Source organism: Paenibacillus sp. FSL L8-0663 (assembly GCF_038008125.1).
Lineage (GTDB): Bacteria > Bacillota > Bacilli > Paenibacillales > Paenibacillaceae > Paenibacillus > Paenibacillus polymyxa_D.
In genome coordinates, this window is record NZ_JBBOYM010000001.1 from 826,771 (window position 1) to 846,828 (window position 20,058).

Sequence of the window (20,058 nt, forward strand, 5' to 3'; positions counted from 1 at the left end):
TGTAGGTTGCTTGGTTATGTTTCAATCATTATACCCACATTTTTTCAAAGTAAAACGCTTTTGACATAAAACAGGAAGATGGTCATGTGTGTTCAAAATGCCGATTAGGAGGATGGTCGTTTTAGGGGAAAATGTGCCTAGGTCTAAAACAAGGGCTTGAGGCCCGTTTTCTTAGTTTAGTAGTCGGGATTGTGTTTTTTTGTCGAATAACCTTGTAAAAGGAGGGTTTTGCGGACTCCTCAAGTCAGGATTGAGGCAGTCTGGTGGCGAATTAAAGTGTCAAAGTTGTATTGACTTTATGTTTGGTAGTAGATACCATGAACTGGTTGTCAGCGTATTTTGACAACAAGAGTCAGCCAATCGATCTGGCGATTCATCCTTTGAAATGTTAGAGAGAGGATTAGAGCATATATGAAAAAATGTATTGCAGACATCGCATTTATTATTCTGGGTGCGTTTTTTTTCGCGCTAGCTGTTAATCTGTTTGTGATCCCGAATGAGTTTGGTGAGGGAGGTGTTACAGGGGTCACAATCATCCTGTACTACCTGTTTCAGTGGTCTCCCTCGATCGTTAATCTGGTGATTAATGGCTTGCTGCTGATTGTCGGATATAAATTTTTAGACAAGAGAACGACCTTGTACACTATCATTGCGGTCGCTTTTAACTCGCTGTTTTTACATTTAACAGTCAACTGGCGGATTGATTCGCATGAGCCGACGATTAATGCCGTTTTTGCCGGAGTTTTGGTGGGGGTCGGCATTGGCTTAATCGTACGGGTAGGTGGCACAACGGCGGGAACGGTCATTTTAGCCCGGATTGCCAACAAGTATCTGGATTGGAATATCAGTTATGGCCTGCTGTTTTTTGATTTGATTGTCGCATTCTCTTCCTATTTTATTATTGGCCCGGAAAAATTGATGCTAACTATCGTTATTTTGTACGTTGGTACGAAGGTGATGGACTTCATGATCGAAGGACTGAACCCCAAAAAAGCGGTCATGATTATTTCGGAGCACCAAGATAAAATTGCCGAGATGGTCATTACGAAAATGGATCGTGGAGTTACTGTCCTGTCAGGCCACGGTTATTACACTAAAAATCCAAAAGAAGTGCTGTATATCGTCATTAGTAAACAAGAGGTATCGGCGCTTAAAAAGATAGTGAAAGCCATCGACACAGCAGCGTTTATCACCATTCATGACGTGCGGGACGTGTTCGGAGAAGGTTTTCTGGATATTTCGAAGTAACTGGTGGTGTGAAGATAAGGTTATAGGAGAATAGGGTAGGAAGTCGGTCCTGAGGGATCGGCTTTTTTGCTTTGAGATGTTTATTTTAATAATCGAAATAGAGTAGATAGATAATAACTTCTTTTCGAAACAGAAGAAAAGCTATTTTTTGTAAAAAAATATTGTGAATGTGACTTTGATCTCTTATTTTTTTGAAAAATATGCATTATGATCTGACAATAATATATATTTTATTAAAATATATTCATTTTTTATAATGAAGTATTATAAATACACTTACTTCTAAAATCAACTGAGAAACAGTTCCAAGTGAGGTTGTTTTGAGTGGAGAATAACTATGATTTAAAAAAAGAATTTAAAAAGCCGTGGATTCAGATTTCTATTTTATTTATTATATTGCATTTTATAAATTCATTTATTATATTGCCTTCAATGAACCCGCTAAAGCTCCCTTTAGCTTTTTTTATTGTGTCATCAGGAGCGATGATTATCTCTTTTCTTATTGTTGTCTTATATCCAAAATTCTCGAAACATAGAGAACAATTTTCTGAAAATAATTTGGTTCCATATCGTAAAATATGTTCCAGTGTGTTTGTTGTTCTAAATTTTATTTTTCTTTTTTTAATGTTACTGTATTCAAATGCTATTTACTTCAGTCCCTTAAATATAGTTTTATTGGTTTCAGCGATATCGCACTTAACAGTAGGTATCACATTCACTAAATTAACACCTAACCGTTTAATTGGTTTGAAGTTCCCATGGCTGCTTTCGAATGAAAAGGCATGGAAGAAGACGCATCGTATCTCTGCTTATATTTGGATAGCCTTTTGGCTTAATCGGGATCGCTATAGGATTAGGACAAGAAGTTAATGTGTATATGGTGCTCGCTTCTTGTTTACCGACGATGATTAGTTTTGTTACTTCTCTCTTTCTAAGCCATAGGTATAAAAATATAGACTGCTGATATCTGTATAATGCGGATCGATTTAGCATATTAGGGGGATTTCCATGAGAAGTAAATTAAATTTTTCTAATGTATTGTCTTTTCTTATTTCTGTTTTGCCTTTCATTATCTACCTTTTCATGTATCCGAGAATGCCTAGGAATGTAGCAATCCACTACAATTTCAATGATGTGGCTGACCGTTTTGTTGACAAATCCTCCCCTGAGGTATGGTTGTTGTGTGGAATCAGCCTCATATCTTTTATGATTATGCTTATGCTCCAACCCTATTTCAGTCGTCAGTTCAAGAGCGAAGAAGGCTCTGCAATCATGGAAAGCCTGCCTGGTCTCTTCACACTCCTTATAACCCTAGTGTTCTCAGTTCTCGGCATATGTTTCCTTTTAAAGGCTTAAAGCATATAAAAAACCCCCTCTCAATGTGCAGTTTCCACTGCATTTGGAGGGGATTTTGTTATTTATACGCTCTTTACTCTTGAATCATTTGACGCAATACGGTTTGCAGAATACCACCGTTGTGGTAGTAGTCGATGTCGACGGTGCTGTCCAAACGAGCAATTACTGGGAATTCGAACTTCGTGCCATCCTCGCGTTTAGCCACAACCGTAAGCTCTTGACCAGGCTTCACGTCATTGCTAATGCCGAGAATGTCGAAGGTTTCACGACCATTGAGGCCCAAGCTGGACCAGCCATAGCCTTCCTGGAATTGCAGAGGCAGTACACCCATGCCGACCAGGTTACTGCGGTGAATCCGCTCGAAGCTTTCGGCAATGACAGCCTTAACGCCCAGCAGAAGCGTACCTTTGGCCGCCCAGTCACGAGAGCTGCCTGTGCCGTATTCCTTACCAGCGATGACGATCAGGTTCTGATCGGCTGCCTGATATTTCATGGACGCATCATAGATGGACATTTCCTCATCCGTTGGCAAGTATTTGGTCACGCCGCCTTCAGTACCTGGAGCCACATTGTTGCGGATACGGATGTTGGCGAATGTACCGCGCATCATGACCTCGTGGTTACCGCGACGGGAGCCGTAGGAGTTGAAATCCTTGCGTTCCACGCCATGCTCCTTCAAGTACAGTCCTGCCGGGCTGGAAGGAGCAATGTTGCCTGCTGGTGAGATATGGTCCGTCGTGACCGAATCATTCAACAGGGCAAGCACACGGGCATTACGGATTTCCTTGATATCCTGCACGCCATCCTGAAGTTTTTCAAAGAATGGTGGATTTTGAATATAAGTTGATTTTTCATCCCATTCATACAGTTCGCCTTCAGGAACCGGAATGGAGTTCCATTTTTCATTGGCAGTAAATACATTTTCGTATTTGCGACGGAACATATCCGGGCTGAGAGACAGGCTGATGGCTTCCTTGATTTCCTCAGAAGTGGGCCAAATGTCTTTCAGGTAGACAGGCTGATTGTCCTGATCGTAACCGAGCGGATCATTCACCAAATCAATGTTCACTGTACCTGCCAGCGCATAAGCGACAACCAGTGGCGGTGAGCCGAGATAGTTGGCTTTGACCTGCGCATGCACACGGCCTTCAAAGTTCCGGTTACCGGAAATAACTGCGCCAACCGTTAAATCATGGTCTGTGATAGCTTGACTCACTTCGTCAGGAAGTGGACCGGAGTTACCGATACAGGTTGCGCAGCCGTAGCCTGCTACATGGAAGCCGAGGGCTTCGAGCGGTCCGATTAATCCCGCTTTTTGCAGGTATTCCGTCACGACGAGGGAGCCTGGCGTCAAGCTTGTTTTAACATAGCCTGGCTTTTTGAGCCCACGCTGCACTGCCTTTTTGGCCAGCAAGCCCGCACCGAGCATAACGCTTGGATTGGAGGTATTCGTGCAGCTTGTGATAGCCGCAATAACGACTGCTCCTGTACCCAACTCGCTGGTGGAGCCGTCCGGATGGGTCAGCGGAATCTTCTGTGCGATTTTTTCATCGCTCAGTCCATAGCCGCCCTTGTCCACTGGGGTACGAATAATGCCTTCAAACGTTTCTTTCATGCGGCCAAGCTCAACACGGTCCTGCGGACGTTTGGGTCCGGCGAGACTCGGTACAACCGAGGCTAGATCCAGCTCAATGGTATCGCTGAACACAGGGTCCGGTGTATCGGATGTGCGGAACATGCCTTGGGCCTTGTAATATTCCTCTACGAGGCTTACTTGCTCATCGGAACGTCCAGTGCTGCGCAGGTATGCCAGTGTTTCCGCATCGACCGGGAAGAAACCAATCGTTGCGCCGTATTCCGGTGCCATGTTGGCAACTGTCGCACGGTCAGCCAAGCTGATGTTAGCCAGACCAGGCCCGTAAAACTCTACGAATTTGCCGACTACGCCTTTTTTACGCAGCATTTGTGTAACAGTGAGCGCCAGATCGGTGGCGGTAGAGCCTTCCGTCAGACTGCCTGTCAGCTTGAAGCCAATCACATCGGGAGTGACAAAATACAGCGGTTGCCCCAGCATACCCGCCTCTGCCTCAATCCCGCCGACACCCCAGCCAACAACACCAAGGCCGTTAATCATCGTGGTATGGGAGTCTGTTCCTACGAGGGAATCTGGAAAGACGACCGTTTCACCGTCAATGGTTTTGGTAGCCGCAACGGAGGCGAGATATTCCAGATTGACCTGATGGACGATACCTGTGGATGGCGGAACGGCGCGGAAGTTGTTGAACGCCGTTTGCGCCCAGCGCAGAAAACGGTACCGCTCCTCGTTACGTTCAAACTCTACATTAATGTTGTAATCCAGCGCATCACTGGTACCGAAAGCATCGACCATGACCGAGTGGTCGATAACGAGATCGACGGGAACGAGCGGATTGATTTGCTTCGGGTCCCCGCCTGCTTTTTTCACCGTATCACGCATAGCTGCCAAATCGACAACCACGGGGACACCGGTAAAATCCTGTAGCACGATGCGTGCAGGAATGAACGGAATCTCCTTGTTGGTGTCCCGATCCTCAGCCCAGCCTGTCAGCTGCTGTACATGTTCTTCAGTGATGGCGCGTCCGTCAAATTGGCGAACCGCGGCTTCCAGCAACACTTTAATGGAGAAAGGCAGCTTGGCGATACCGCTTTTTCCTTGTTCCTCCAGTGCCTTAAGACTGTAGTAGCGATAAGGCTTCCCGTTAACTTCCAGACTACGGGCGATGGAGAATTGATCTTTTCCTGACATAAGTATTACCTCCTTGAAGTGAATGCTTGGGGGAAAATAGGGATGTCGTTTTTTCGACGTCTTGCCCAGTTGGTTTAAATTGGTTGCGTTCTCAATTACATCTTCAGTGCTTCATAACGTGTTAGAGGTTGTGATGAATGCAATTTGTTTCATTAGATGAAACATGATTTCAAAATGATTGCTTTTGGATTAAGTATACCGTTTTCAGGCAGTTCCGTAAAGTTTTTTTGGCCTAAATGATGCCTTGCAGATTGGAAAATAAAACGTTCCGCTCCCTCGCGTTTCGATGTTCATACGAAGCTTTAGAGATTCATACTTATAGATAGAGAGCATATCAGACCAGAGAGGGAAAAAGGAAGTTCTACATCATTCCGGTTATCCCCGGAAAAGGATAGCGGGACGAATTTGGAGGGATAGGGATGGGGGAGCGGGAATGGAAACAGGCCCTTTTTGCTTACGTGAATCAATACAATCGCAGTGAAGTCAATGGTGTACCGCAGCCAGATGAGTATCTGGAGGTGGGCCAGCGGATGGAACGAGCAGCACGTGCGGCCAGGTTGGAGCAGTGGTACAACGAACGGGATGCTGTTCCCCTACGCAGCGAGACACGCGCCAAGCCGCTACGAATGGTGCAGGATACGCCGGATGAGGCTGTGGTAGATGTACAGCTGCATGTCCGACTCTTTTATGAGAAGGGTGGGATGACTCACCGGGAGGATCGGATTGAACGGGAGCGTCTGACGTTCACACGCGAGGGTGAAGCCTGGCAGGTAGCGAGAATTGAGCGCGATCCGGCAGAAAGGAAGCCAGCGGGGGGAGAGGTTCCTTTTGAACAGGCTTCGTTTAATCAGGGAGGGAGTTTGCCGCTGCTGAATCGCGGTGTGCTGGGCTTTGGTTCGTCCGCACGTCCCAGCCGATATCGCCGTGAAGAAGCAGCGGCTTATGCAGATCAGTGGTGGGATAGCTTTAACCCGGAGTTTGAAGGTTTTGATGTGGATTGCACCAATTATATCTCGCAATGCCTCTTTGCAGGGGGCGCACCGATCCACTATACTGGTAAAAGAGAATCGGGCTGGTGGTATAAAGGGCGGGTCGCCGGACGTGAGCTGTGGAGCTACAGTTGGGCAGTTTCCAACAGTCTGGAGCGGTATTTGGGCTCCAGCTCATGGGGTTTGACTGCTGAGCAGGTGAGTCGACCGGAGCAGCTCATGCTGGGGGACGTCATTTTTTACGATTGGGATGGTGACGGAACCTTTCAGCACAGCACGGTGGTAACGGCCTTTGATGCGGGCGGCATGCCGCTAGTCAATGCGCATACGGTAAGCTCCAGACATCGTTATTGGGACTATAAAAATTCGTATGCGTGGACCGACAACACGGTATATCGCTTTTATCACATCGCCGACTATTTTTAAATGAGATGATGGATAACAGGTATAGTGACGCAAATCAGTCATAATGACGAAAGTAGGAAAGCGGAGGATAGGCATGGCAAATCAAAAATTGACCGTAGGGCTGGTGTACGGTGGCAAATCGGGCGAACATGAGGTTTCGCTGCAAACGGCGTATGCGGTAATGAACGCATTTAACTATGAGAAATACGAGATTATTCCTTTTTATATTACGAAGGCTGGCGATTGGCGTAGAGGGGCGCTATTAAGCGCTCCTCTGGCTTCTGTAGAGCAATTGAAGCTGGAACGTGCAGAGGGCGGTACCAAGGCGGCATTAGATACGTTGTTCGGCAAGCTGTACGGAGAGCAGACGCTGGATGTGCTGTTTCCGTTGCTGCACGGCACCTTTGGCGAGGACGGAACGATTCAGGGTCTGTTCGAAATGGCGGATATGGCTTATGTCGGTGCAGGAGTGTTGGCTTCGGCAGCAGGTATGGATAAAGGCGTCATGAAGAAGCTGTTTGAGCATGCAGGATTGCCGCAAGTGAAATACTGTTATTTTAATAGTACACAGTGGGCCCAAACCAGTCATGATCTGGTACGTAATATGGAAACCGAGCTAGGTTATCCTTGCTTTGTCAAACCGGCCAATCTGGGATCAAGTGTCGGTATTTCCAAAGCCAGCAACCGAGAAGAGCTGGAAAAGGCTGTAGATCTGGCTTTGCAATTTGACCTGAAGGTGATTGTCGAGGAGTACGTCGATGCCCGTGAGATTGAGGTCAGCGTACTTGGCAATGACGAGCCGATTGCCTCGGTACCGGGTGAAATTGTATCGTCGAGTGATTATTATGATTATGCTGCCAAATATACGGATGGCCAATCGGAAATGCTTATTCCGGCACCGTTGGATGAGGAAGTGGCAGATCGTATTCGTGAAGCCGCATTACAAGCATTCCGCGCGCTGGAAGGCTGCGGGATTTCCCGTGCCGATTTCTTCGTCAGACGCTCGGACGGACATATTCTTATTAATGAAGTGAATACGATGCCTGGTTTTACACCGTTCAGTATGTATCCATTATTGTGGAGAGAAACCGGCGTATCCTATGCAAGTCTGCTGGACCGCATGATTGCTCTTGCACTGGAGCGTTATGAGCGCAGGTCCGCATTGCACTACGAGAACTCATAAAAGAAACAAAGGGGAGCTGATCACTCTCCTTTTTGTTCATATATATGGCACTTACTTGAGCATTTCACTAAACCCTTAATGATGAAAGGTGGCGGCTACACATGGGCTTTCAAACTGAATTTAACTCCGTATGCAAATTCAAGAGCGAACAAGAACTTTACGAACTGCTGGAATACGGACGTGGCAAAATGGTTAAATCCGGGCTGCGCGTGTTTCCGACAGGCCAGAAGGTCATCGCTTACAGCGTGGACAACGTGGCAGTAGCCATCGTGCAGATTGTGGGCTGTATCGCCGAAATTAATTTCCAGGGCGATGAAGTGACCGAAGTTGAAATGATCCTCATTCGTAAGCTGAATGATGAGGAATCAAGAATTCAGACCGCATTGGCGGATGAAATGTTTTTTGGAGCACAGCAGCAATCCTAGCTGTTTGCTTCTTGCAATTTGTGCGATAACACCGAATCAGCATGTGCTTTTCCGGGTATGATCAGTAGAAAAGGGTTTTAGGTCACAGAACGAAAGCGGCCTTACCATCTACTGCGAACTACTGAAAGGAAGACACCCTATGATCGTAAGGTTAGGTTATGTAGCCATGTCGGTTACCGTGCAAAATGCATCCCCCTCTAAAACCATGACGATGGCCAGCTTTAACAAGATTGGAGACCGAGAAGCTGCGATCCGCAAGCTAGAACGGATAGCAGCTGAAAATCTCCATAATACATTGAGGCTGCTGCGCCATAATCGCGCGAGTGATATCCAGGTCTATCGTTTCTCATCCAAGCTGATTCCGCTCGCGACCCATCAGGATCTGCGGGATTGGAACCCGTTTCAGGCGCTTGCTGCTGACTTTGCAGAGGTTGGGAACTATGTCAAGGCGAATAGGATGAGGGTATCGTTTCACCCCGATCATTTTACAGTGTTAAGCACTCCCCGTCCTGAGGTGTTGGAGAGCTCCATTAATGACTTGAAGTACCACAAAGCGATGCTGGAGGCCATGGGGCTCGGTGCCGAAGCCAAGAACAACATTCATATTGGTGGTGCATACGGAGATAAGGTGACCTCAGGCCAGCGTTTTGTAGAGCAGGTTAGTGCTCTGGATCTTTCGTTAAGAGAACGGTTGACGCTGGAAAATGATGATAAAACATTCAATGCGGTGGAAACACTGGAAGCTTGCAAAATAACGGGCTTGCCGATGGTTCTCGATATTCATCATCAATGGGTCAATAACGAGGGTGAGAAGCCGTGGGAGCTATGGCCGGACATATTGAATACCTGGAAAGGGGAATTGGCCCAAGCCGGATCTTCTACTGATCATCCATTGCCGCCCAAAATTCATGCCTCCAGTCCCAAAAGTGAAAAAGACCCTCGTGGTCATGCAGACGGTGTTCTGGTGGAGCCGTTGCTGACCTTTCTGCGCAATATTGCTGGATATACGGATCGGATTGATGTCATGCTTGAAGCCAAGCTTAAGGATGAAGCGTTATTCGGATTGATGAATGAACTGCGCCTTCAGGAAGATAATGGGGTCAAAGTGCTGGATGGGGCTTCCGTAGAAATTATGCCTTAGAAAGTAGTATTTTGCGGATAAATCTCTCATTTGGGGAAACTTTATGCAGTTTATTGTGTATACTAGAATGTGTAAACTAGCAAACTTGTACTGAAACAGAGATGGTTAAGAGACTGTGCTGTAGGCCAGCTTCGTAAACCACGTAACAATGATATAGAAAGTAGAGTGAACACGTTGAACGAACATGAAAACGAAAAGGTTCCCTATATCGTATCAGGAAAAAGCTATACTGCCGTGGCTATTAACGCGGCATCCAAAGCCGGGGAATGGATTAAGAGCAGGCTGGGAACTGTTGAACATTTGAATACCAAACAGTCTCCTACGGATCTAGTGACCGAGGTAGATAAAGGTGCAGAACAGATGATTCGCAGACTGATTCTGACCCATTTTCCCGATCATGCGATTTTGGGTGAAGAGGGTGTAGAGCCGGGAGCCGAAGCTTCGGCCCGCGCACTAGAGGCTGCCCGTGAAGAGGAATATTTATGGATTATTGATCCGGTAGATGGCACGACCAATTTTGTACACAGTCTGCCGTATTACAGTGTGTCCATTGCCTTGGCCCATCGTGGAGAGGTGATTGTCGGGGTTATTTATGATCCGTCCCGTGATGAAATGTTTGTAGCGGAAAAAGGAAAAGGCGCATATGTACATGGTAATCGCATGCAAGCCTCAAGAGAAGAAACACTGGGAGATAGTCTGGTGTGCATCGGCTTCCCGCCAGATCGTACGTATGCACAACCGCTAAATATGAAAATCACGCAGGTTCTTACACCTCAGGTACGCGGCATTCGGGCGCTGGGCTCGGCAGCATTGCATCTGGCTTATGTGGCGTCGGGACGGTTATCGGCCTATTGCGAAATTGGTTTGAATGCGTGGGATGTAGCAGCGGGCGCTTTGCTGGTGCAGGAATCAGGCGGTACCATTACCGATACATTGGGCAGACCTTATGACCTGAGTGTACGGCATATTGCAGCTACGAATACAGCTATTCATTCTCAACTTATTCAAGTGCTGAAAGAAGCAGACGCAACCGGGTTATAATTCTACGTAGGGACCATCACCCTAAAGGAGGAAATCGCGATGAGTCAATCCGAAGAATTGGAACGCCAGCTCAGTGAACTGCTGACGGAAGGCGAAATTCGTGAGAATGAGGCCCAAAAGCGGGAACGGCTCAGCCCTAAATATGAGGTGCGGGTTCAGACTCATATCGATCCCATTGTTGAGGAAACGCGTAAATACCGGAGTATGGCACGGGAACTTGATGACCGATACGACGAATATATGAGCAAGGCGGACAAATCGAAACCAACCGATCAACGCTAAGCAAATGCAAATACCTCTTGCCGAATGACCAAGGCATGGGGTATTTTGTATGTTATAAAGGAGGCGACAATCACTGATTACCTACTTTAAAAGCGCTTACAAAAATGCTGGAATCCATCATAAAATGGTACTGCTGATCACGGTGCTTATGCTGGTTAATTTTGCAGTTGTTGCAGTCATACTTAAGTACGTATTTCACATTTATGATAATCAAATGTACAAAAAAACATCCGAAGTACTCAATATTTCTTCAATCGGTATAGAAAATGAGCTGAAGGATGTGGAAAAAGTTACTTTCAAGGTAACAACGGACGAGCAGCTTCAACGTTATTTGCTGCAATTGGAAAAAGAGAAATCCCCTTATGCCAAAATGGTGCTGCGTAAAAAAATAACGAATAGGCTTGTCGCCTTTGCCGGCTCTGAAACCTATGTCTATTCTATGATGGTCATCGACAAAGAGGGACAGGTCATGAGTGCGGGCAACCGCGAAGGTATTCCCCAAGAGCTTCGATCCACCCTGTCGGAGCTGGCAGACGAACATGACGGTTCCAATGCATGGTATGCCGCAGGTCATTCCTCCTTGCTGGCAGCTCGGCAGTTCAAATCCTTTACCGATTCCAATTTTACGCTGAATGGGCTCGGAACGCTTGCGATTCGTGTACGAATTGACCGGATTGTAGCGGACCGTGTGCAAACCTCCGGTCGTGACGGACAACTGATGATTACAGATGGAAGGCGGATGATTTATCCCGAAACACCACTTTTGAGTGAGAGTGATATTCAGGCCGAGCTGGGCCGGAAGCAGCCTTACGGGATTGCGACCTACTCAGGAGGAACCTTTTTCGCTGCTCAAATCAAATCTTCTTATACGGATTGGACGTATTTGCATATGACCCCCTTCGATGATATGTTTCGCAGCATTACGATTATCAAAGAAGTTGTAAGCGCTATTTTTGTCATTATGCTTCTTATCGCATTGGCTCTGGGGGCTAGATTGTCAGGGAGCATTACCAAACCGATCGTTCAATTAATCCAGAACATGCGTAAAATAGAAAAAGGCGATCTCGACCGTTTGGAAGAGGAAGCACTTGGTGCGGTCCCCCTTTCCACACAGGATGAGGTAGGCTTGCTTCATCGAACGTACAAGAAAATGATTCGCCGCATTCGTGAGCTCATTAATGAGAATGTTGCCAAGCAGCTATTACTGCGGGAAACAGAGCTAAAGGCGCTCCAGGCCCAGATTAATCCACATTTTTTATACAATACATTAGAGTCCGTGAACTGGCTCGCCAAGGCCAATAAGCAGGATCGGATTTCAGAGATGGTGGAAGCACTTGCTTTTCTATTGCGCAGTGCGGTCAGTTTTGAAGAGCAGCTGATTCCGCTTCGAAAAGAGCTGGATATTGTAAGGAGCTACGTAACGATCCAAAAAACACGTTTTGATGAACGTCTCGTTTTCCATCTGGATATCCCGGAAGAACTGATGGATGCACAAATTCCGAAGCTAACGCTCCAGCCCTTGGTGGAGAATGCCATTCATTATGCGCTGGAGCCGCGAATTGAACCCTGTCAGATTGCTATTATTGCGAGAGAAAGCGAGGGTGCGCTATTTCTGCGAGTTGAAGATGACGGACCGGGAATGACGCCGGATTTCTTGGAAAAGTTGCGGAGTGGGCAGGTCACGACTCGTGGGCAGGGCATTGGACTTACGAATATTCAGGAACGGATTAACCTGACATTTGGTACACCTTGGGGGATAGAGCTGCATAGCGAGTCAGGAACAGGAACGTCGATTCATGTCTGTATTCCATATGTGAAAGGGGATCAGGGTCGTGTACAAGGTGCTACTGGTTGATGATGAGCGTATGATTTTGGAAGGCATATCACAGGTGGTTGATTGGGGGAAAGCGGGCACGAGATTGGTTGGTACGGCACGTAACGGGATTGAGGCTTATGATCAGATTCAGGCCAGCCCACCTGATTTTGTGATTAGCGACATCTCTATGCCAGGACTAGACGGTATCGGACTGGTTGCCAAAACGACGGAGCATTTTCCAGACGTCCGTTTCATTCTGTTGTCTGGTTACAAAGATTTTGATTATGCCTGTCGGGCCATGCAATACGGGGTGAAGCACTATTTGTTGAAGCCATGCAATGAGCGGCAAATTCATGAGGCTCTGACCGAGTTGGGGCAGGAGCGGGAGGAGCAGGAAGAACGCAAGCAGTTTGTAAACCGGATGAAGCTAGATTTTCAGCGTATGCTGCCTCATGTGAAGGAACACTTTTTGAAGGAGTTTATTTCCTATAAAACTTACGGTAGCCGCGATATCGCATTTTATGAGCGGTTATTCGGAATTGAATTGCAAGATAAGCAGGTTCGAATGCTGCTGCTGCGGGTGGAGGAATCCCATGAGCCGGAGCATTTGTTTGCATTGCAAAATATAGCGGCAGATTTGATGGATGATGTCTTGCTCAGTACGACCATGCAGGGGCAATTGCTCATCGTGCTGGAAAGTGAGGATGACACGTCACGGTTTATGAAACAGATTGAAGCGGTACGTGCGACATTTCATCGCTTTTACAAGCTGGAGGTAACGGTCGCAGTTAGTGAGTCGGATAGTATGCAGCATTCACGGGGGATGTACCGGGAGACACTGCATTGTATGAATCACCGTTTTTACACCGGGGAGGGTAGTCTGATTACGAAGGAGGACTTAGCGGCTGAGGATACCCGGGAGATGGCAGATTTGGAGCTGGACGAGGAGAAGTTTGGTCTGCTGATCAAGGCTGGAAATACGGTGGAGGTTGCACAGGAAGTGGATCGGTTATTCGGTATTTTGTCTCGGATGAAGCTGGAAATCTCCGTGACCCGCTCTTATGTGCTTCAGCTCTATGCCGCTATGATCCGTATATGCCCTGAAGAAGAGCGTGCGGCGTTTACGAGCCGAATGGTGGTGCTGGCAGAGCAAAAAACGCTGGCATGTCTCAAATCTTTTGTACAGGAAGCTGCCGAACGAATGACTGCAAGCTATTATAAAAGTAACGTGCATCGCCAATCTTCCACCGTTGATAAAATGATCACTATTATTGAGCAAAACTACAGAAAATCCGATTTGTCGCTGAACGGAGTGGCAGGCCAAATGCTGTATATGAATTCCGACTACTTAGGGAAGATTTTCAAAAAGGTGACTGGGGAAAACTTCTCACACTACGTCAATCGTTATCGGATCGAACGTGCGGCTGAGCATATTCGAGAGACAGGAGATGTAAAGGTGTTTGAGCTGGCCGAATGGTTCGGCTTTGGCGGGAACGCGCAATATTTTAGCCAGGTGTTCAAAAAATGGGCAGGTATGACGCCTTCCGAGTACATTAAATCACACGAGAGGGGATGAGCTGATGGAGTCCCACTGTTTTTTAAACCCAGGAAACCTGATTTGTGTATTCCAATGCTTCTCAGCTTTTGGGAAAATAACAACAGGAGCTAATGTAAACGCTATCAAAAATGCGTAAATACGTTGTCACTTGTAATTTGGCTCCTTTCTAGAACAGCGAAAAGGGGAGAGATAGGTGGGCAAAAAGGGATGGTTTCTGATTATAGCTATGCTGCTCGTTTTGACGACAGCATGTAGCGGAGCGGACGGCGGCGGCAATTCGGGCACAAGTGCAGACGGGAAAGTAAAGTTACGTATCGCTTGGTGGGGATCGGATACGCGTCATGAATACACGCAGAAGGTCGTTGATTTGTATAAGCAGAAAAATCCTAATGTAACGATCGATGTGGAATATGCCTCTTTTGATGACTATTGGAAAAAGCTCGCCCCACAGGCTGCGGCTAATCAGTTACCGGATATCGTGCAAATGGACATTTCGTACATTAGCCAATATGCAAAAAATGGTCAACTGGAGGATCTCGCGCCTTACTTAAATCAAAAAATTCAGGTCGCTGACGTGAACGAAAATGTACTCAGTACCGGCGTAATAGCAGGAAAGCAATATGGTATTCCAACAGGTGTCAATGTTCTGGGTTTCCAGTATGATCCGGCGCTGCTCAAAAAAGCGGGCATAGACAAAATTCCTGACAACTGGACATGGGATCAATACAAAGAAATGGCTTTAAAGGCAGCTTCCAATAAAGTATACTTTGACAGCTCAATGGCTGCCGATATTTTCTTCCACTATTATTTGCGTACGCAAGGAAAGACTCTCTACAATGCGGAAGGGACAGGATTGGGGTATGACGATGATAAGCTGTTTGTTGACTTCTTCAGCGGATTGGCTGATCTGATTAAGAAGGGAGCGACCCCGCCTCCTGAAATTATGAACCAGACCAAGGGGATTCTTGAGGAATCCGATATCGTAAAAGGAACAGGCATCGGTATTTGGCAGTGGTCCAATCAGTATGTAGGTTTACAGCAGGTTGTTAACCGCCCCATGGCACTGGCACCAATGTTTGGGCCGAATATGGAAAAAGGCGTATACATGCAGCCTACGATGTACTGGACGGTTGCTTCCCGTTCACAGGTGAAGGATGAGGCCGCAAAGTTTATTGATTTCTGGATGAATGATGTAGAAGCGAATAAATTGATTAAAGGCGAACGTGGCGTGCCGATTTCCTCCAAAATCAAGGAGGCTGTTGCGCCAGAGTTGAGCGAGCCTACGAAGCAGGTGTTTGAATTTGTAGCTTCCATGGAGCCGAAGGCTTCTCCAATGAGCCCGCCGCCGCCAGTCGGATCGCCGGAAGTGATTGCGACTCTGACCGATTATATTGAACAGGTCAATTTCGGACAGATGACGCCTGAAGACGCAGCGGCCAAATTCCGGGCTGATGCGAATACTATCCTTGCGAATAACAAGCAATAATGAGCGCAATGTGACCTTTAGGATATCTGACACTGTTTTAGCATAAGATCGATATGATCGAAGGAACGTTTCGTTAAGTTAACCGTGCGTAGTCCAAAGCATGATTGCGCACGGTTGATTGGACGAACCGACTGCATAAGCACCCTTTGCAGACATCACAATATTATTCACATAACAACGAATTATTAATATTATAAAGTTTTGCTAATTCTTTAAAATGCAACAGAAGGGAGGCTTGATGAGCTTGCGAAATCATCAGAGCTTGAAAGCCAATATGACCGGATATGCGTTTATCAGCCCGTTTATTGTGGGCTTTCTGGCGTTTACGTTAATTCCAATGTTTATTTCGCTGTATCTGTCCTTTACCACCTACAACCTGTTCACCCCGCCCAAATGGATTGGTCTGGGTAACTTCGAAAAAATGTTCACAGGCGACCCGAAATACTGGAATTCGATCAGGGTCACGTTTACGTATGTATTGGTCGGTGTACCGTTGCGACTGATTTTCGCGCTGTTTGTGGCTATGATTTTGAATACCAAGTCGCGTATGGTCGGCACCTATCGGACGATGTACTATCTACCGTCGATTATCGGGGGCAGTGTTGCGGTATCCATTATGTGGCGGAACATTTTCAGTAATAACGGCATAGTGAACAGCCTGCTTTCGACCTTAGGGGCGACTCCGGTGAAGTGGTTTGGTGACCCGGATGCTTCGCTTACGATGCTAATCACCTTGTCCGTATGGCAATTTGGCTCCTCCATGCTGATTTTTCTGGCAGGTTTGAAGAACATTCCTGTTGAATTGTACGAGGCGTCCAGTGTAGATGGCGCTAAGCCAGTACGAAAATTTTTCAGTATTACGCTACCGTTGCTTAGCCCCATTATTCTATTTAATCTGATTATGCAGACGATCAGTGCCTTTATGACCTTCGTCCCCGCTTATGTTATTTCTAAGGGCGAAGGAGGCCCGATGGATGGAACGATGCTGCATTCACTGTATCTGTTCCGACAGGCGTTTATGTTCAGCAACATGGGATATGCGGCAGCCATGGCTTGGGTCATGCTCATTATGATTGGGATACTGACAGCGATATTATTTATAACCTCCAGATACTGGGTATTTTATGAAACGGAAAAGGGGCGCTGATAACGATGGCATGGAAAACGGTCAAATGGCCAATTTATCACATACTGGTTGCTGCACTGGCGCTCCTGATGCTGTATCCCGTTTTTTGGATGCTGTTCAGCTCGTTTAAAGAAAGTCGGACGATATTCGTCACGGCATCCTCGCTTTTCCCTACAGAATGGATCTGGCAAAACTATGTAACAGGCTGGAAAGGAACGACTGGCTACAACTTTGGCACGTACATTCTGAACTCGCTCACGATCGTGGTGATTTCAACGATTGGAGCCGTGCTTTCCTCCTCATTGATCGCATTTGGCTTTGCGCGCTTGAAATTCAAAGGACGTAACTTGTGGTTTGCTTTGATGATGGTGACGCTTATGCTACCAGGGGATGTGGTACTGGTACCGCAATATATTATTTTCACCAAGCTCGGTTGGATCAATACGATCTTACCGTTGGTGGTACCCTCCTTTTTCGGGATGCCGTTCTTCATCTTTCTGATGGTGCAGTTTATACGTACGATTCCAGGAGAGCTGGATGAAGCGGCAACGATTGACGGATGCGGCAAGTTCCGGCTGTATTTTAGAATTATTTTACCCTTACTCAAGTCGTCGTTGGCTACAGCGGCAATCTTCTCTTTCTACTGGAAGTGGGAGGATTTGCTAGGTCCGGTACTGTATCTGAATTCGCCGGAGAAATATACCGTATCTATTGCACTCAAGATGTTCCTCGACAGCGAGTCGGCTTCCAACTGGGGAGGAATGTTCGCGATGTCTATCCTAAGCCTGCTTCCAGTTATCGCTGTATTCTTCGCATTCCAGAAGCAAATTGTAGAAGGAATGAGTACGAGTGGCTTGAAGGGGTAAGATCCAAAATCCATAGCGTGAGGATATGAGGCTTACGAGTGAAAATGGAAGGTATCCGGGTTTATACAATTAAATGGTTGGGATTTGAGGGCGATGGCTGAGAGGTGAGTAAATTGTGGAAGTTTGATTTTGGTCCGGGGGAACCTGCGGATGGCTACAAGGGAGTGTCTCCGGATTGCGTATATACAACTGAACAGGGCTATGGCTTCGAGACTACGGAGCATGTGTACGGTCGAAAAAGGCAGTGTGCAGCTAAGGATGCACGCACGCAGCTACGAAGCAGCTTTTGTATTCCACTGAACGCTGCATTTGTTGCAGATGTGCCAGACGGGATGTATCTCGTCACTATACTGGTCGGCGATTCGCAGGCGGAAACGCTCACGCGACTCAAGGCTGGTGAAGGCAAGCACATGCTTCCCCCGGTACACACGCTGCCGGGCCAGTTCACCGAAGCCCTGTTTGCGGTGCCAGTCCGGGGTGGTAAGCTGCGCCTCACCGTATCAGGCACCGCGCCACGGCTCAATGCGCTGGAGATTGCGCCAGCGCCACAGACCCTCCGGCTATTCCTAGCCGGAGATTCCACGGTTACGGATCAGGACGCATCCGGTTATCCGTATACTGGCTGGGGCCAGGCTTTGCCCGCCCTGTTCAAGCATGATGTCTGCGTGGATAATCATGCCGTATCGGGAAGAAGCTCCAAAAGCTTTGTGGACGAAGGACGGCTGGGTGCCATTTTGGGCGAAATAAAGGCAGGAGACTTCCTGTTCATCCAGTTCGGCCATAATGATCAGAAGCCTGACCCGGAGCGGGCTACAGAGCCTTTTACAACCTACAAGGAGCATCTTCGACTCTACATCGACGGCGCAAGAAGCCATGGGGCAACCCCGGTACTGGTCACGCCCGTACATCGTCGCTATTTTAATGAGGATGGTACGCTATCTGACACACATGGTGACTATGTAACAGCGGTTCGTGAGCTGGCGGAAGAAGCGAATGTACCGCTGATTGATTTGTCTGCCCGCACGCAGGAGTTATATGAGCAGCTGGGTCCCGAAGAGAGTAAAGAGCTTTTTATGTGGCTGCTGCCTGGTGAATACATGAACTTTTCCGGCGGCTTAGAGGATAACACACATTTTCATGAGAATGGTGCGGTTCGTATTGCAGACATGGTGGTGGATGCTGTGAGGGCACTGGATTTGCAACCGTTACGCATGTATTTACGTTGAAGGACGACCTATTCATATACGGACGTCAAGGAGGTAACTCACGTGAAACTTACCAAAGGGGGGGACGTGGAAATGCCTGCATTGATATTTGATGAAGAACAAGTTAAGCAGGTGATCGACCGGGTAGTTGAACGCACATTTCAAATGCACTACAGCTGGGATTGGCCGGGTGGAGTAGCCTTTTACGGAGTATGCGAAGCGTATGAAGCGACAGGGAACGAAAAGTATTTGATCAAGCTGAAAGAATGGGTTGACGAAAGTATTGAGGATGGGCTTCCATCTCTCTCGGTGAACGGCGTTTCTGTCGGGCACTGTTTGTTGACGCTTTACCAGGCCACAGGTGAGCAAAAATACCTTGATATTGCCATCGAGATGGCAGAATTTTTGGCCAAAAAAGCGGAACGGTTTGCCGACGGCATTTTCCAGCATACGGTGAACTCACTTCATGATGTATTTCCGCAGCAAGCATGGGTGGATACGATGTTTATGGCCGGTTATTATTTGCTGCGTATCGGTCATCTGTTGGGCAACAAAGAGTATTGGGAGGATGGGGTTCGTCAATATCACGGGCATGAAGAATTTTTGCAGGACCCGGATACGAATCTGTATTATCACGGATGGGATCATGCGAATCAAAGCCGGATGTCAGGAATATATTGGGCGCGCGGCAATTCATGGGCAGCTCTCACGATGGCAAAAGCGCTGAAATTTGTGGAGGTGCAGCATCCATCTTATATGATCATCGATGGCTCGCTGCGTGACCAGCTCAATGCGCTGGTGCGACTGCAATCCCCGGAAGGGCTGTGGCATACGGTGCTGAATGATGATACCTCTTATCTGGAAACCTCGGGCTCGGCAGGAATCGCGACTGCCTTGCTTATGCAAGGGCGGTTGTTTAACAAATACACACAAAAGGCGATCGACGGTATTCTTTCCCGCATTAAGGACGACGGCACAGTAACGGGTGTATCCGCTGGAACCGCTGTGATGAACGATATTGACGGCTATCGAAACGTCCCCTACAAACGCATTCAGGGCTGGGGTCAGGGATTGGCGCTTGCTTTTCTGGCTCAACTGTTGCGTACCAAGGAGAATCCGTACGGCTAGAAGAAGGGGCATATGCGC

The 20,058-nt window shown here is 47.3% G+C and carries 17 protein-coding genes; 16 read left to right on the plus strand and 1 reads right to left on the minus strand.

The window, feature by feature from the left end:
• Window positions 1–411: 411 nt before the first annotated feature.
• The 3 genes from MKY75_RS03650 to MKY75_RS03660 all read left to right on the plus strand — a co-directional run bounded on the left by MKY75_RS03650 (window position 412) and on the right by MKY75_RS03660 (window position 2,604).
• Entirely contained in the window at window positions 412–1,248 is an 837-nt protein-coding gene (locus MKY75_RS03650) for a YitT family protein (RefSeq protein WP_029515776.1), read from the plus strand.
• 624 nt (window positions 1,249–1,872) lie between these two features.
• The gene (locus tag MKY75_RS03655; protein ID WP_340887058.1) at window positions 1,873–2,118 is read left to right on the plus strand and encodes an SdpI family protein; all 246 of its coding nucleotides are present in this window, start codon (window positions 1,873–1,875) and stop codon (window positions 2,116–2,118) included.
• A 138-nt stretch (window positions 2,119–2,256) separates the two neighbouring features.
• Entirely contained in the window at window positions 2,257–2,604 is a 348-nt protein-coding gene (locus MKY75_RS03660; RefSeq protein WP_322251841.1) for a DUF1648 domain-containing protein, read from the plus strand.
• A gap of 73 nt (window positions 2,605–2,677) precedes the next feature.
• On the opposite strand, the gene acnA is transcribed toward MKY75_RS03660, so the two are convergent.
• Window positions 2,678–5,389 (minus strand): aconitate hydratase AcnA, encoded by a 2,712-nt coding sequence (gene acnA, locus MKY75_RS03665; protein WP_340884347.1) that lies wholly within the window; start codon window positions 5,387–5,389, stop codon window positions 2,678–2,680.
• Window positions 5,390–5,808: 419 nt separating this feature from the next.
• Here acnA and MKY75_RS03670 point away from each other — a divergent pair, with 419 nt between their 5' ends.
• From MKY75_RS03670 to MKY75_RS03730, 13 genes are all read left to right on the plus strand, one after another.
• Window positions 5,809–6,804: an amidase domain-containing protein gene (locus tag MKY75_RS03670; RefSeq protein WP_069011283.1), complete on the plus strand. Its 996-nt coding sequence runs from the start codon at window positions 5,809–5,811 to the stop codon at window positions 6,802–6,804.
• 73 nt (window positions 6,805–6,877) lie between these two features.
• Entirely contained in the window at window positions 6,878–7,966 is a 1,089-nt protein-coding gene (locus tag MKY75_RS03675; protein WP_340884348.1) for a D-alanine--D-alanine ligase, read from the plus strand.
• Between the two features lie 101 nt (window positions 7,967–8,067).
• The gene (locus tag MKY75_RS03680) at window positions 8,068–8,391 is read left to right on the plus strand and encodes a hypothetical protein (RefSeq protein ID WP_013308754.1); all 324 of its coding nucleotides are present in this window, start codon (window positions 8,068–8,070) and stop codon (window positions 8,389–8,391) included.
• Between the two features lie 139 nt (window positions 8,392–8,530).
• Entirely contained in the window at window positions 8,531–9,532 is a 1,002-nt protein-coding gene (gene uvsE / locus MKY75_RS03685) for a UV DNA damage repair endonuclease UvsE (protein ID WP_069011284.1), read from the plus strand.
• A 174-nt stretch (window positions 9,533–9,706) separates the two neighbouring features.
• On the plus strand, window positions 9,707–10,573 hold the full coding sequence (locus MKY75_RS03690) for an inositol monophosphatase family protein (protein ID WP_013308756.1): 867 nt from the start codon (window positions 9,707–9,709) through the stop codon (window positions 10,571–10,573).
• Between the two features lie 39 nt (window positions 10,574–10,612).
• Window positions 10,613–10,855 carry a hypothetical protein gene (locus tag MKY75_RS03695; protein WP_029515768.1) on the plus strand — a complete coding sequence of 81 codons (243 nt, stop codon included), beginning with the start codon at window positions 10,613–10,615 and terminating at the stop codon, window positions 10,853–10,855.
• A 124-nt stretch (window positions 10,856–10,979) separates the two neighbouring features.
• Entirely contained in the window at window positions 10,980–12,710 is a 1,731-nt protein-coding gene (locus tag MKY75_RS03700) for a sensor histidine kinase (RefSeq protein ID WP_209018226.1), read from the plus strand.
• Window positions 12,688–14,247 carry a response regulator transcription factor gene (locus tag MKY75_RS03705; protein WP_340884350.1) on the plus strand — a complete coding sequence of 520 codons (1,560 nt, stop codon included), beginning with the start codon at window positions 12,688–12,690 and terminating at the stop codon, window positions 14,245–14,247. Before MKY75_RS03700 ends, MKY75_RS03705 begins: the two co-directional genes overlap by 23 nt.
• Before the next feature lie 175 nt (window positions 14,248–14,422).
• Window positions 14,423–15,715, plus strand: coding sequence for an ABC transporter substrate-binding protein (locus MKY75_RS03710; RefSeq protein WP_029515765.1), 1,293 nt, complete (start codon window positions 14,423–14,425; stop codon window positions 15,713–15,715).
• Between the two features lie 238 nt (window positions 15,716–15,953).
• On the plus strand, window positions 15,954–16,862 hold the full coding sequence (locus MKY75_RS03715; protein ID WP_023987015.1) for a carbohydrate ABC transporter permease: 909 nt from the start codon (window positions 15,954–15,956) through the stop codon (window positions 16,860–16,862).
• Window positions 16,863–16,867: 5 nt separating this feature from the next.
• Complete coding sequence (locus MKY75_RS03720; protein WP_013308762.1) at window positions 16,868–17,707, plus strand: carbohydrate ABC transporter permease; 840 nt, start codon at window positions 16,868–16,870, stop codon at window positions 17,705–17,707.
• Window positions 17,708–17,820: 113 nt separating this feature from the next.
• Window positions 17,821–18,933 carry a rhamnogalacturonan acetylesterase gene (locus MKY75_RS03725; RefSeq protein ID WP_029515763.1) on the plus strand — a complete coding sequence of 371 codons (1,113 nt, stop codon included), beginning with the start codon at window positions 17,821–17,823 and terminating at the stop codon, window positions 18,931–18,933.
• Between the two features lie 72 nt (window positions 18,934–19,005).
• Window positions 19,006–20,040 carry a glycoside hydrolase family 88/105 protein gene (locus MKY75_RS03730; protein WP_029515762.1) on the plus strand — a complete coding sequence of 345 codons (1,035 nt, stop codon included), beginning with the start codon at window positions 19,006–19,008 and terminating at the stop codon, window positions 20,038–20,040.
• Window positions 20,041–20,058: the final 18 nt, after the last annotated feature.

Bases quoted from the DNA above. Each gene is read 5' to 3' on its own strand.
- MKY75_RS03655 (WP_340887058.1), top strand. From the start codon at position 1,873: ATGTTACTGTATTCAAATGCTATTTACTTCAGTCCCTTAAATATAGTT.
- MKY75_RS03670 (WP_069011283.1), top strand. From the start codon at position 5,809: ATGGGGGAGCGGGAATGGAAACAGGCCCTTTTTGCTTACGTGAATCAA.
- uvsE (WP_069011284.1), top strand. From the start codon at position 8,531: ATGATCGTAAGGTTAGGTTATGTAGCCATGTCGGTTACCGTGCAAAAT.
- MKY75_RS03715 (WP_023987015.1), top strand. From the start codon at position 15,954: ATGAGCTTGCGAAATCATCAGAGCTTGAAAGCCAATATGACCGGATAT.
- MKY75_RS03730 (WP_029515762.1), top strand. From the start codon at position 19,006: ATGCCTGCATTGATATTTGATGAAGAACAAGTTAAGCAGGTGATCGAC.
- MKY75_RS03650 (WP_029515776.1), top strand. From the start codon at position 412: ATGAAAAAATGTATTGCAGACATCGCATTTATTATTCTGGGTGCGTTT.
- MKY75_RS03675 (WP_340884348.1), top strand. From the start codon at position 6,878: ATGGCAAATCAAAAATTGACCGTAGGGCTGGTGTACGGTGGCAAATCG.
- acnA (WP_340884347.1), bottom strand. From the start codon at position 5,389: ATGTCAGGAAAAGATCAATTCTCCATCGCCCGTAGTCTGGAAGTTAAC.
- MKY75_RS03660 (WP_322251841.1), top strand. From the start codon at position 2,257: ATGAGAAGTAAATTAAATTTTTCTAATGTATTGTCTTTTCTTATTTCT.
- MKY75_RS03680 (WP_013308754.1), top strand. From the start codon at position 8,068: ATGGGCTTTCAAACTGAATTTAACTCCGTATGCAAATTCAAGAGCGAA.
- MKY75_RS03695 (WP_029515768.1), top strand. From the start codon at position 10,613: ATGAGTCAATCCGAAGAATTGGAACGCCAGCTCAGTGAACTGCTGACG.
- MKY75_RS03720 (WP_013308762.1), top strand. From the start codon at position 16,868: ATGGCATGGAAAACGGTCAAATGGCCAATTTATCACATACTGGTTGCT.
- MKY75_RS03700 (WP_209018226.1), top strand. From the start codon at position 10,980: ATGGTACTGCTGATCACGGTGCTTATGCTGGTTAATTTTGCAGTTGTT.